This is a genomic window from Paenibacillus sp. UMB7766-LJ446 (genome assembly GCF_030226665.1).
Taxonomy (GTDB): Bacteria; Bacillota; Bacilli; order Paenibacillales; family Paenibacillaceae; genus Paenibacillus; species Paenibacillus vandeheii.
The window spans coordinates 161,180-174,389 of record NZ_JASOYM010000001.1 but is presented as its reverse complement, the minus strand read 5'-3'; the positions used below and the strand labels follow the sequence as shown (position 1 = coordinate 174,389).

At 45.5% G+C, this 13,210-nt stretch carries 13 protein-coding genes and 1 other RNA gene; 7 read left to right on the top strand and 7 right to left on the bottom strand.

Annotation, left to right across the window (positions count from 1 at the left end):
• Positions 1-29: 29 nt before the first annotated feature.
• The 4 genes from QP794_RS00685 to QP794_RS00670 form a co-directional block, all read right to left on the bottom strand.
• Positions 30-1,391 (bottom strand): MATE family efflux transporter, encoded by a 1,362-nt coding sequence (locus QP794_RS00685; RefSeq protein ID WP_285075178.1) that lies wholly within the window; start codon positions 1,389-1,391, stop codon positions 30-32.
• Positions 1,392-1,600: 209 nt separating this feature from the next.
• Positions 1,601-2,782 carry a putative glycoside hydrolase gene (locus tag QP794_RS00680; RefSeq protein ID WP_285074501.1) on the bottom strand — a complete coding sequence of 394 codons (1,182 nt, stop codon included), beginning with the start codon at positions 2,780-2,782 and terminating at the stop codon, positions 1,601-1,603.
• 160 nt (positions 2,783-2,942) lie between these two features.
• Positions 2,943-3,131: a hypothetical protein gene (locus QP794_RS00675; RefSeq protein WP_029880762.1), complete on the bottom strand. Its 189-nt coding sequence runs from the start codon at positions 3,129-3,131 to the stop codon at positions 2,943-2,945.
• A gap of 175 nt (positions 3,132-3,306) precedes the next feature.
• Entirely contained in the window at positions 3,307-4,119 is an 813-nt protein-coding gene (locus tag QP794_RS00670) for a YitT family protein (RefSeq protein WP_483311871.1), read from the bottom strand.
• Positions 4,120-4,431: 312 nt separating this feature from the next.
• Between QP794_RS00670 and cshA the strand changes: the two genes are divergently transcribed.
• The 4 genes from cshA (at position 4,432) to QP794_RS00650 (ending at position 7,865) form a co-directional block, all read left to right on the top strand.
• Complete coding sequence (gene cshA / locus QP794_RS00665) at positions 4,432-6,024, top strand: degradosome RNA helicase CshA (RefSeq protein WP_079345612.1); 1,593 nt, start codon at positions 4,432-4,434, stop codon at positions 6,022-6,024.
• Between the two features lie 183 nt (positions 6,025-6,207).
• Positions 6,208-7,044 carry a YesL family protein gene (locus QP794_RS00660; RefSeq protein ID WP_285074499.1) on the top strand — a complete coding sequence of 279 codons (837 nt, stop codon included), beginning with the start codon at positions 6,208-6,210 and terminating at the stop codon, positions 7,042-7,044.
• Between the two features lie 51 nt (positions 7,045-7,095).
• A non-coding RNA gene (gene ssrS / locus QP794_RS00655) (6S RNA) lies at positions 7,096-7,287 on the top strand.
• A 185-nt stretch (positions 7,288-7,472) separates the two neighbouring features.
• Positions 7,473-7,865 (top strand): DUF1499 domain-containing protein, encoded by a 393-nt coding sequence (locus tag QP794_RS00650; protein ID WP_024629239.1) that lies wholly within the window; start codon positions 7,473-7,475, stop codon positions 7,863-7,865.
• Positions 7,866-7,937: 72 nt separating this feature from the next.
• Here the strand turns inward: QP794_RS00650 and tpx are convergent, their stop codons facing one another.
• Positions 7,938-8,456 (bottom strand): thiol peroxidase, encoded by a 519-nt coding sequence (gene tpx / locus QP794_RS00645; RefSeq protein WP_024629240.1) that lies wholly within the window; start codon positions 8,454-8,456, stop codon positions 7,938-7,940.
• A gap of 148 nt (positions 8,457-8,604) precedes the next feature.
• On the opposite strand from tpx, the gene QP794_RS00640 reads away from it, so the two are divergent.
• Together QP794_RS00640 and gltC are read left to right on the top strand one after the other, a co-directional pair.
• Complete coding sequence (locus tag QP794_RS00640) at positions 8,605-9,228, top strand: rhomboid family intramembrane serine protease (protein ID WP_285074498.1); 624 nt, start codon at positions 8,605-8,607, stop codon at positions 9,226-9,228.
• 70 nt (positions 9,229-9,298) lie between these two features.
• A complete protein-coding gene (gene gltC, locus QP794_RS00635) occupies positions 9,299-10,210 on the top strand; it encodes a glutamate biosynthesis transcriptional regulator GltC (RefSeq protein WP_024629242.1) in 912 nt (303 codons plus the stop codon).
• Between the two features lie 85 nt (positions 10,211-10,295).
• On the opposite strand, the gene QP794_RS00630 is transcribed toward gltC, so the two are convergent.
• Both QP794_RS00630 and QP794_RS00625 read right to left on the bottom strand, forming a co-directional pair.
• Positions 10,296-10,976, bottom strand: coding sequence for a zinc metallopeptidase (locus QP794_RS00630; RefSeq protein ID WP_024629243.1), 681 nt, complete (start codon positions 10,974-10,976; stop codon positions 10,296-10,298).
• A 28-nt stretch (positions 10,977-11,004) separates the two neighbouring features.
• Positions 11,005-11,433, bottom strand: coding sequence for a MerR family transcriptional regulator (locus QP794_RS00625; protein WP_024629244.1), 429 nt, complete (start codon positions 11,431-11,433; stop codon positions 11,005-11,007).
• A 355-nt stretch (positions 11,434-11,788) separates the two neighbouring features.
• Here QP794_RS00625 and QP794_RS00620 point away from each other — a divergent pair, with 355 nt between their 5' ends.
• The gene (locus tag QP794_RS00620) at positions 11,789-13,189 is read left to right on the top strand and encodes an ammonium transporter (protein WP_285074497.1); all 1,401 of its coding nucleotides are present in this window, start codon (positions 11,789-11,791) and stop codon (positions 13,187-13,189) included.
• Positions 13,190-13,210 lie beyond the last annotated feature (21 nt).

Genomic DNA, 13,210 nt, shown 5'->3' with positions numbered 1-13,210 from the left:
TCTTGCCGAGGGCTGTGCTCTTTGTTTTTTTATTTATTTTCCGCCATATGTACCGAGGCTTTCTTCTGCACAAGGAACAATCTCCAGAGAAGCGCCGTTGCCCCAACCGCGAGGCCGGCAATGAGTCCAACCCAGTATCCAAAGGCGCCGAGGGAAGTATACGTAGCCGTGATGTAACCGACAGGCAGACCGATGATCCAATACGCGACAAACGTTATGATCAATGCAGGATTCACGTCCTTGTAGCCCCGAAGCGCTCCCTGCGTTGGGGTGGCAATGGCATCAGAGATCTGAAAGAAGATGGCGTAGATCAGGAAATGCTGTGTCAATGCAATGACCTCGCGATCATTAGAGTACACGCCTGCAATCTGTACCCCGAATACAATCAGCACTACAGCGGTGAGGAGAGATAGTGCAATGGCACCTCCGATGCCAAGCAGACTGTATTGCTTCGCATCTCTCACACGCCCTGCACCCGCCTCGTAGCCCACAAGAATCGTAAGAGCCATACATATACTCACAGGCAGCATATACAGCGTAGAAGCGAAATTCAGGGCTGCCTGATGGGCAGCAATTGTGATGGTATCGAATCGGCTCATCAGTAATGTGACTGCAGCAAAGATCGAGGTTTCAAAAAAAGTAGCAAATCCGATTGGAACACCAATCTTAAGCAGCTCTTTCCATTTGGCTAGTGAGACTTTGGGCATCTGCCGAAAGATGCCGTATTGGGCAAATGGCTCTATCCGATGTACAAAAAATAGACTGATAAGGAAGATGAGCCAATATGTACTTGCTGTAGCCACACCTGCTCCGACACCTCCCAGTTGGGGAAAGCCCCAGCGCCCGAAGATAAGTAAATAGTTGAGGAGGATGTTTACAGGCAATGAGACCAGCGTAATCATCATGGTAATACGCGTCTGGCCGAGTGCATCCATAAAGCTGCGCAACACCGTGTAGCCGAACAGGGGGATGACTCCAAAAGCCAAAGCACACAGGAAATAGAAAGCGACCTGGCCAACCCGAGGCTCCAAAGGCATTCCATTCAGGATAGGTTTAAGCAGCAATACACCTGCAGCAAGGACGACGGATCCGACCGCCACGCCGAGATACAAGCCTTGAACGACGCTATGACCAATCTTGTCATTGCGCTTTGAACCAAGCAGGTGGGAGACGACAGGTGTGATCCCGATCAGTATACCACTCAGTCCAGTTTGTACCGGCAGCCACAGACTTGTACCAATAGCCACACCCGCGAGATCTGCAGGGGAGAACTTGCCTGACATATTGGTATCGAAGAACGACATGGCAGAGAGGGCGATTTGTGTAGTGAAGATGGGCAAAAATATAATCAGGAATTGCTTAACTTTCTGAGAAAAGCTGGTGGTGGTCATGTTCACTGGCAATGCCTCGCTATTCTAAAGAGTTATCACTAAACTGTCATGTACGGACAGCTATTTATTGTAGTGGATTTTGCCCCGTTTGAACAGGGAGGGGATCATGGCTGCTGCGGAAAGTAAAGGTGAGAAGACAGTAAAAAAACCTCGCTCCGTACGGGACGGAACGAGGTCATTGGAATAAAGTGATCGAGAATAAGAGTGCATTATTTATAGTTTACATCTGGCGTATATCGGTTGGAGGCATTCCAGAGCAGGTACTCATCCACGTCCATGTCTTTCATCGCGCGAATCTGATCCTCGACTTGTTTTTTGCCGTATTTGATGTAATGTCCACTGCCTAGCCAGCTTGCTGTAAAGTCCTGAATCCATGGGCGGATAACGGGTTTGAGCTCCTTGGTTGGATCAAGTTTTTTATGTGTATCTTCCATGGAGCCTTTGATGGTCGCATATGGATTTTTGTCAGGGTCTTTCAAACCGTACCAGCCGGTGGAGTAGTGACTTGGATAAACCATGGGCGAGATGACATCCACGTTTTCAGATATTTTCACAAAATCCTGTCCAATTCCCTCAGCTGCGGGTACAGAGGCGGCGTAACCGAATATATCAACCGAGACTCGGACCCCCAGCGGTGCAAGCTCTTTGCGTGCATACTGCACGAATTCGGCTACGATGTCGACCCGGGACTTGTCGGATTTGGTGTATTTCAATGCGTCCGCACGCGTTTCAAAGCCTTCCGGGAACCGAACATAGTCGAACTGTATTTCCTTAAATCCCAATTTGGCAGCTTCCTTGGCAATCTCTATATTGTAATCCCATACTTCTTTACTGTAGGGATTTACGAAGCTGTCGCCTTTGCCGTTGGCCCATATGGAACCGTCCTTGTTGCGGAAAGAGAGCTCCGGATTTTTCTTGGCCAGAATCGTATCCTTGAATACAACAACTCTTGCAATCGGATAAACATCATGTTTTTGCAGGCGTTTCATCAGCGCATCCATATCACGGATAAAAGGTTGGGATTTGCCCATTTCCTGTAACGTCTTGTTTTCCGTAGGGTAGGTTATGTATCCGAGATCGTCCTTGATATCAATGACCATGGAATTGAGCTCCGTGTTATCCATCAGATCGAGCAATGATGTCATGCGTGCACCACCTGCGCTGTAGGCCGTTACATAGATGCCTTTGACGACGGGTGCATCGGGTTGTGGGTCAATTTTGGCAGGCGGGTTATCCGCATCAATAACGACCTGACCTTTTTGAGATTGAATGATGGCGGTGTTGAAACTGTTTGTTAATGATTGAAAAGGTTGATTCCCTTGATCTGCTGTAGCTGGTGTACCACTGAAGGTTCCCAAGGCCATAGCCAGTAAAGCCCAAAACATATTCATTCATTTCCACTCCCCTATGTGCATTCCATGTTTGAATTATACAATAAAGCCTCTGGGCTTTTAACCATATTAATCAAGTAATGAAACAGATGGAAAAAATGAAAACCGCTTCCTGTTGAGGGTAACCCCACAAGAAGCGGCATGATCAATCTAAAAAAAATTATTGAATGTAAATCTCATTTTGATGCTCACAAATACTGTACTGAATGATTTCCATTGCGTCTCCCTGTTCCAGGATGCCCAGCCCATCCCGGAGAACAATCAGTGAGTCGAGCTCATTCGGTTTCAAGAAAGGGAGCATTTCCGGGCACCATCTGTTGACGATTTCAAACAGTTTTACCGTTTCCATATCCACAATAATCACCCTTTCCTACTCGAATTCCAAAATGGTAAGTCATTCGGCGCGAATCGGAAAAGCACATGGTGCTGTGAAATTGAAGGGCACATCCTGCTATACAACATATTTAGGAGCCGTACACCGTTATTATACCACAATGTTTTGAATTGTTAACCGTACATCTGTCTCAACTTCGGCGGAAAGAGCCCATGACCCCAACTGTTTCCACAATATTAACAAAGGCGTTCGGGTCCGTTTCCTTGATAATTCGCTTGATTTCAACAAGCTCGTACCGAGTAGTCACTGTCATTAACATGTCCTTTTCAATGTCTGTGTATGCTCCCTGGGTCTTGATTTTGGTGACCCCGCGAGGGCGAATAAGCAATTTTTTCAACATCGCTTCGGTTTCATTTGTAATAATATACAATGTGACTTTCACATGGCTGATGTGAATCAGATCCAGCACTTTACCCGTGATATAAATTGATACCATGGAGGCAAGAGCAATGTTCCAGTCATTATTTAGATAGCCAGCGAGCATAATAATAGCACCGTTCATCCCTGCCATCACCGTACCAATAGGGAAGTCGCGATTACGGGTGAAAATGGAACCGACGATGTCGAGCCCGCCAGTCGAGCCGCCAACCCTGAAGGAAATACCAGTGCCCAGTCCCACTAACACACCCCCAAATACACAGCTCAGAAGGGGATCTGTTGCCACAGCAAAAACAGGCAGAAGCGCGATGAACCAGGAGGTGGCTGCTACCGAGACAATACTTAATGTAATGAAGCGTCGTCCAAGAATAAACCAGCCTGCAACGAGCAGGGGGATGTTCAGAACAAAATACATGATACTAAGATTCAAATTTGTAAAATAGCCAAGAAGCATGGAAATACCGGATACCCCGCCGCTAAGAAGCTGATGGGGAACCAAAAACCAGTTGAAGCCGCAGGCAATAGCTGCAGCACCCAATACGATCACTAAAAAGTGCCAAACCATTTTGGGCAATTTAATCACCTCATTTATATTTAAAACCAGATTGCTGGTAATCTTGAATTGTTTTGTGATATAATGATTTGTGGATATTCTTGAGTAGGAAACTTTTTCCAAATGGAACGATAAAATTTGAAATGTTTCAAACACATGTATGTAGTTTTAGTCTTATGTTGGGGACCCATTCACGAATTATGTTCGTTTGTGAAAATAATTCGGCTTGATGGGATAACCTATAAATATTAACGCTACTTAAGAATACAGACAACAAAGTGGATTGTCCACCATGTCCACCATATAGAAGGAGTATGAATAATTTTGACAAATTTAAATTTCACTGATTTCAATCTTGAACCACTGGTGCTGCAAGCGATCACCGAACTTGGTTTTGAAGAGGCAACCCCAATTCAATCCAAATCAATTCCTCTTGCTCTTGAAGGCAGAGACTTGATCGGTCAAGCTCAAACGGGTACTGGTAAAACCGCTGCATTTGGTATTCCATTGATCAGCAAAATCTCCAAAAGCGATGAAAAAATCCGCGCCCTCATTATGGCACCTACACGTGAACTTGCGATTCAGGTTGCCGAAGAAATCGAAAAACTCACCCGCTTCAAAGGTTTGCGCTCCCTGCCAATTTACGGAGGACAAGATATCGTTCGTCAAATCCGTGCACTGAAAAGAAAACCACAGATCATCATTGGTACACCGGGACGTCTCCTGGACCATATCAACCGCAAAACAATCAAACTTGATGATGTACAAACTGTTGTATTGGATGAAGCAGATGAAATGCTCGACATGGGTTTCATGGAGGATATTCAATCCATCCTGAAACAAGTTCCGGACGACCGTCAAACGATGCTTTTCTCAGCTACAATGCCTCCTAACATTCAAAAATTGGCTCAACAATTCTTGAACAACCCTGAGCACGTATCCGTGATTCCTAAACAAGTAAGCGCACCTTTGATTGACCAAGCTTACATTGAAGTGCCTGAGCGTCAAAAATTCGAAGCACTCAGCCGTTTGCTGGATATGGAATCTCCTGAACTGGCGATCGTATTCGGACGTACAAAACGTCGTGTTGACGAATTGGCTGAAGCTCTGCAAAAACGTGGATATTCTGCTGATGGTCTTCATGGTGACTTGTCCCAAAACCAACGTGATACAGTAATGCGTAAGTTCCGTGACGGCAGCATTGATGTACTCGTTGCAACAGACGTAGCTGCTCGTGGTCTCGATGTATCCGGCGTAACTCACGTTGTGAACTTTGACCTTCCGCAAGATCCGGAGAGCTATGTTCACCGTATCGGCCGTACAGGTCGTGCAGGTAAAGAGGGTGCTGCATGGTCTTTCGTTACTCCGCGTGAAATCGACCACCTGCACTTTATCGAGCGTGTAACACGTCATCGTATTCCACGCAAACCATTGCCAACAATGGCAGAAGCGGTAGAAGGCAAACAACGTTTGACAGCTGAGCGTTTGCTCGAAATCGTACAATCCGGCGAACTGAACGAATACAAAGGTATCGCGATTCAAATGCTGGAGCAATATGATTCTGTTCAACTGTTATCGGCTGCTCTGAAGCTCCTGACAGGTGACAAAAAAGATGCTCAAGTTGATCTGACTCCTGAAGATCCGATCCGTGCAAAACGTCGTAAACCGGATGTTCGCTCTGGCGGACGCAAACCATCGGGTTACAGCGGCACCCGCAGCAGTGGTGGTGGCGGTGGTTACAACCGTGATCGCAACAGCAGTGGCAGTGGTAGCGGCGGACGTGGTGGATATAACCGCGATCGTAACAGCAGTGGCAGTGCAAGTGGCAGCAGAGAAGGTGGTTACAACCGTGACCGCAAACCGCGTCCAAGCAACAACGAAGGACGTCGTCCTGCCAAAGATTCTTCTTTCGAATAATATATAAGTTTGAACTGGAAAATGGGGCAGGGCGACTGCTCCATTTTTTTATGTGCAGAATATGCCATCCCGGTGTACCGTTGATCTCTTTTCGGGAAGTGCTGGCTTTTCCTATCTATAATAAGGTATATTAATATTATTAGACTTCAGGTTAGACGCAAGGCTGCGGAGGAGGAGAATTGTTTGGAATTTAAAGGAGCTATGGGTGGGATCTACCGACTTACAGAGTGGATTACGAGACTGGCCGCAACCAATCTGTTGTGGGCTATTTGTTCGTCTCCGTTCTTGTTTTTCTTGTTTATGAAAGTGCTCGTCATGCAGCAGAACCTCGCCAACGAATCACTTCAAATGAACTGGGCTATAGCCATTGTGGCACCGCTTACACTATTCCCGGCGACTTCGGCCCTGTTTACGGTCGTACGTAAATGGAATATGGGTGATACGGACGTGCCGATCTTCCGTACTTTCTTTGTAGGTTACAAAGAGAACTACAAACAGAGTTTAATCGGAGGTATCTTTTATACCTTGCTGTTTGCCATTATGTATCTGGATTACACAGTATACATGACACAATTCAAGAATATGCAGCTGGTCGGAATTATTATGCTCGTACTGTTGCTGCTGCTGTTTGTTTCTCTCTTTAACTTCTTCTCGATGGTTGTACATTACCATATGTCTATCGGATTGATTATCAAAAATGCGGTTCTGTTGACGCTGATTAGACCATTCCGTGTATTTTCCACGTTGCTGGGAAGTGGATTGTTGTTCTATATCGGTTTTCGTTATCCGGTCTTGTTCATCTTCTTTATCATTAGCATTGTTGCCTGGTTTGCTTTCTTCAACTTCTACGCAACCTTTAATAAGATGCAGGAGCAGATGGAGAAGATGCAGCTGAAGAAAGAAGAAGAGGAAGCCGCACAAGCCGCAGAACAGGCAGGAGACTCGGTTGAGATAGTAGGGACGGTTGAATCCTCTGAACCGAAGCCAACTGACGAAAAACACGATAATCTCCAAAAATAAAACATGAGCTGTCACCATTTACTTTTTACACAGTTAGGGATATAATAATTGTACATCCTGCGATGTACGTTTCGGTTATTCGTTGTTTTGAACCAATGATGATGTCTTCGGGAGATCAATACAGAATGTTGCTGAAACGCCCTGTCTATATGACATGGGGACTTCAAAAAACATTTTTGCGGCCACCCACCTGCCAAGCAGGTTCATAAGACAATGTAGCCGGACGGCATAGGCGGGTTTCTATTTTTATCATGTACAGCACCCTGACTTTTTCCTCTAATCCAGGAATTGCAGGGTGCTTTTTATTTGATTTTTTTGTTGAATCGGCTGTATTTTGTTAAAAGTGTTGCTTGCCCTTTTGTTACTACATGAACAATGTTACACTAGTATACATAAATGGAACGGTTACATTCAAAGGAGGAAGGGTCTTGACCTTAAAGAGAACGCTCGTCGGTATCATCCGCAGCATGGAGGGGACCAGCGATCGAGCCAAGGATCCCAAATTAAAAACACGGTATTATAACTTATCCAAAGACAGAGCCTGGGAAGAAGTTTCTTCGACACTCAAAAAAATTCCGGGTTATAAAGTACTGCATGAAGTGCCTTCTGTGGGAGAGGTCATACTGGAGAAGCGGACTACCTTTGGACGGACGATGGATATTACGGTTTCCATTATATCGGTAAGTCCTGTACGCAGTGCGGTCGATATGTATTCGGCTTCACGTGGTTCACTCGGAGACCTGGGTTCTAATTATCGCACAATCATGAATTTGTTCTCTGTATTGGATAAGAAGCTGAGCAAGTATAAGTCAAATGATTGAAATAGATGGTGAATAACAAAAAGCGAGAGAAGGTGAACCTTCCTCGCTTTTGTTCTGAACGTGAGCTACCTTTTACAGCAAGGCTTTTACAGCGGAAATCGCTTGCTCGAAGTTAGGGGAGTCTGTCATTTCAGGCAGATATTCCACATATGTAATTCGGTCTTCAGCATCCACCACGAAGATAGAGCGCATGTCCAATTGGAATTCTTTGATCAGAACACCATAGTCTTCACCGAATGAACGTGTTTTGTAATCAGACAGTGTTACGACGCGATCAACTCCGGCTGCTCCACACCAGCGTTCTTGTGCAAATGGAAGGTCAACGCTAACTGTCAATACGACAACGTTATCTCCAAGATCTCCAGCTTCAACATTGAAGCGGCGAGTTTGGGCATCGCATACGCCAGTATCCAATGAAGGAACAACGCTGATTAATTTGATTTTACCTGCGAAGTCTTTCAGTGATGCATCTTCAACCAGGTTTTTGCTCAGTGTAAAATTGGGTGCTTGATCGCCCACTTTCAACTCGGGTCCGATCAATGTAATAGGGTTACCTTTAAAGGTGGCTGCGCCTGTACGTTCTTGTGCCATAATAATGTTCCTCCTTATAAGTTGGTGATCCGTGCCAAAATCCATTATAATCTTTTATGAAAGGCATTGTCCAATTCGGACGAAAGATCATTAGAATGGATCAGACTTGCAGGCCGATCTGAACAGGGTGGAGTGAAAGCAGAGACTTATGATATTTATAAGGTATGAGAACTGGAAAAGTTATTTGAAATTTTTCCCTTTGACGTCGATTATTTTAATTGCCAATGTTGTGATGTTTATTGTGTTAAGCCTGAACGGTGGTTCGACGAATAGCATGACGCTCCTTAAATTTGGTGCGCTCTCAAATCATGAACTATTCGCTGAGTGGTGGCGTTACATTACGTCGATGTTCCTGCATGCAGGCTTCAGTCATTTGTTGTTTAACAGCTTCGCGCTCATCGTATTTGCACCACCAATGGAACGACTGCTTGGGTCGGTGAGATATGGTGTGCTGTACTTGGGTGGAGGCATTCTGGGCAACATTCTGGCTGTGGCATGGTATAACTCGGTTGGAGCGACAACAATCTCGGTAGGTGCTTCAGGCGCGATCTATGCAATCTATGGTGCGTTTCTGTATGTAGCGTTATTCCAGCGGACGATGATGGATGAAGCCTCACGTAAAACGTTGTATACACTGCTTGTATTCGGAATTATTTTTTCCTTTGCCATGTCAGGCATTAACTGGATGGCTCATTTGGGTGGGTTGTTAGGTGGATTCTTCATTTATGGACTTCTCATCCGCTTGTGGAAACCCCGGAGCTTTAAGCAGTAGTCGGATTGATCTGAAGACGGAATGCAATCAAGGATAAGTAGGGTATAGCAGATTGGAGAGATCAGGGGCAGTGGAATTAAGACAGTTGCATTACTTTTTGAAAGTGGCACAGAAGGAGCATGTTACGCAGGCGGCGGAGGAATTACATGTGGCGCAGTCTGCGGTGAGTCGTCAGATTCATCAGCTGGAGGAAGAACTGGGAGTAGACCTCTTTATGCAAAAAGGGCGAAATCTGCAGTTAACCGCAGTCGGACAGCTCTTTTGCAAACGAGTAGAAGGCATATTGAAAGATCTAGACAAGGCGGTCGGGGAGGTTCATGAGTTTCTTGACCCGGAGCATGGTGAAATTCGTATCGGTTTTCCTCACAGTCTCGGTATTCACTTGATTCCTTCGGTTGTAGCAGCGTTCCGTCAGCGTTATCCTAACGTCAAATTCAGATTCAAGCAAGGCATGTTCCCAACGCTCATTCGTGATGTGTTATCGGCTGAGGTGGATTTGGCATTTATATCTCCGTTCCCGGAGAAGCACGACCAGGTGGATGGTGACATTGTACTTACGGAAGAGCTGCATGCAATCCTTCCGCCGAATCATCCATTGGCCGGTGAAGAGAGCATTGCGTTAGAGCAGCTCAAAGATGATAAATTTGTGTTATTCAGTAAAGGATATTCTCTGCGTCCGATTGTCTGGCATGCGTGTCTTGAAGCCGGGTTTACGCCCAAAATTGCTTTTGAGGGTGAAGAGACGGATACCATTCGCGGGCTGGTTGCGGCTGGCATGGGTGTAAGTTTGCTGCCGGAAATGGCGCTTTTCCAAACGAATCCGCTGCAGCCGGCGCATGTAGCCATTTCTCATCCGAAAGTGACGCGTACAATTGGATTGATCCACCGTGCAGATGACAAGCTTCCACTTGTTGCGCAGTCATTTCGTTCATTCTTGCTTAATTATTTCGGTTTACAGCAAAACAATACCCCATCCGATTGACGGTGGGGTATTGTTTTTTTTTTTTTTTTTTTTTTTTTTTTTTTTTTTTTTTTTTTTTTTTTTTTGTTTTTGTTTTGGTATTCAATTAGTCACGGCTATTGAAAATTCCGATGTAACGAATCAGTTCAAGCAATGAGATTAGCGCTGCGGCAACGTAGGTCAATGCTGCGGCATTCAATACTTTGGCGACGCCTCTCTCTTCTTCATTCCGGATATAACCTTCCGATACCATAATCTCTCTTGCGCGGTTACTTGCATTGAACTCGACCGGCAAAGTAATAAGTTGGAACGCAACGGTTACCGAGAAGAAGATGATACCAATTCCGACAAGGTTCATTGCGTTAAAGATGAAACCGGCAATGAGCAAGAAAGGTGCAAGTCCGGATGCAAAGTTGACGATTGGGAAAATCCGGTGACGTAGTGCCAACATCGGATAATTTTCCTTATGCTGGATCGCATGGCCTACTTCGTGACACGCAACGGAGACAGCCGAGATAGAGTTTTCGTAATATACAGGCTCAGACAACCTCACGACTCGATTAATCGGATCGTAGTGATCGGAGAGTGCTCCACGCACAGGCTCAATAGGAACGTCGTGCAGGCCGTTTGAGTCCAGCATGTGACGGGCAGCATCGTACCCGGTCATTCCATTCAGGTTTTTAACATCGGACCATCGGTTGAATGTGCTCTTAACGCGAAATTGCGCCCATAAGGAGAGCAAAAAGGCGATAATGATCAAAACGAACATACCGTTATTAAAACTCATATTCATTCCTCCGCTTTCTAATAATAAGCTACATCATGGTGTTCTCAAGCAAGATTTTTAAGGCTTCCATCGTACCGGCACTTTTGGCGAGTAATCCAGCCATCATTTTGCGTGCTTGTACAGGTTTCATCTCGCCAAGCAGTGGTTTAAGTTCATTCACCTCTCGCTCAAGCTGTTGCACGTGGAGCTCTAAGGTTGTCAATTTGCTGGCAACCTGTTCTTCCGTGCTCACCAGACTCCACTTCTCAAGAGACTGCTTAATCTCGTCGAGACTATATTTCTCTTGTTTCATCTGTACAATACGTTCAAGCCTGGTTAAAGTTTCATTACTATAAAGACGATAGTTTTTTTCTGTACGCTCTTCAGGAGCGATGAGACCGAGCTTCGTGTAATAATCAATCGTCCGTTCACTCACGCCTGCAGTTTTGGCAAGTTCGCCAATCCGAAATAATTTCATATCCCCAATGATATTCACCTCGCTTGCACATTCAAATGTAGGGAATTGTAGATTCCAGTTGCGGCTTTGCATAACCCGCCCAATTTTTTTCTTACTATTAGTTATGATACATGATCTTTAACCATACAGTCAAACGTTACGCTTTAGTGGCCTGTTCAGCTGCGTTTCTATATCTATGTGCTTATGGGACATGATTATGTACTTAAGTGCAAGAAAAAGACGTATGACTTTATTCCCAGAAATATTTTTCAATTTTGATGAAAATACTCTTGTCAACTTTCCTGTCTTCTGCTTATAATGGCATTAAGAGTTTCACGATATGTTAATAAACCTAACACAAAAGGGAGTGGGGTATATGAAAAAGAAATGGTTGGTGTCGGTGTTAATAATGCTCACGTTACTGGCTTTCCCGGTCAGCGCATTTGCAGCTGCGGAGGGGCCGACTAACATCGAACTTCAAAGCGGTCTGAACTCAGCCTTTACGTTTCTGGCTGTTGTGCTGGTTTTCCTGATGCAAGGGGGATTTGCTCTACTTGAAGCGGGTTCGACTCGAATGAAAAACGCAGGACACATTGCAGGTAAAACCATCCTGACATTGGGAATTTCGGTTATTGCCTTCTGGGCTCTGGGCTTCGGTCTTGGTTTCGGTAATGGTAACAGTTTCTTCGGAACAACCGGGTTTTTCCTGAGTGGGGACGGAATGGCTGCTTCGTTCGAATCACTGGCCTTCTCTGATGTTCCGCTAACAATCAAATTTGTATTCCACCTTGCCTTTGCAGCGGTATCCCTGGCGATTGCCTGCGGTGGTATGGCAGAACGTGCAAAGATGAGTGTATATATCGTTTTCGGTACGCTGTATACCATTATTATGTATCCGGTTGTTGCTCACTGGGTATGGGGCGGCGGCTGGTTGGCTGAGCTTGGTATGCAAGATTTTGCAGGCTCCACAGTTGTCCACTTGACGGGTGCAACTGCTGCACTGGTAGCAACGATCCTGTTGAAGCCGCGTATCGGCAAGTATAACAAAGATGGTAAACCTAACATCATTCCAGGTCATAACCAGGTTTACTCCGTACTGGGTGTAATTATCCTCTGGATCGGCTGGTTCGGTTTCAACCCAGGTAGTACATTATCTGCTATGGGTGATGGATTCTTCGGTTATGTAGCATTAACTACAAACGTAGCTGCGGCGGCCGGTGGTGTTGCTGCACTGTTAATCTCATGGGCTGTATTGGGTAAATCCGATATCCCTAGCATGCTGAATGGTGTGCTCGCGGCACTGGTTGCCATCACAGGTGCTTGTGCTTTCGTTGAACCATGGGCAGCTCTGGTTATTGGTGCTCTGGCTGGTATTATCACATTCTTCACAGCTCAATACTTTGAGCGCAAAGGAATTGACGATCCAATCTATGCTTTCTCTGTACACGGTATTGCTGGTATGTGGGGAGCAATCTCCACAGGTTTGTTCGCAACACCGGAACTTGCTGAGAATGCAGGCGTAGGTCAAGCGGGTCTGTTCTACGGCGGTGGTTTCCACCAACTGGGTGTTCAGCTTTTGGGTCTGGCAGGTGCATTTGCCTTCGTATTGGTCATGTCCTTCATTATTCTCGGTGGTATGAAAGCTGTCATGGGAATCCGTGTAACGGAAGAAGAAGAGACGATGGGTCTGGATTTAAGTGAGCATGGAACTTACGGGTACCCTGAACAAATGAAAAATGGTGAAACGAAATCCAATGGCGGTACGTTCAGCTCCTAAGAGGAATGATTGCTGAATCAT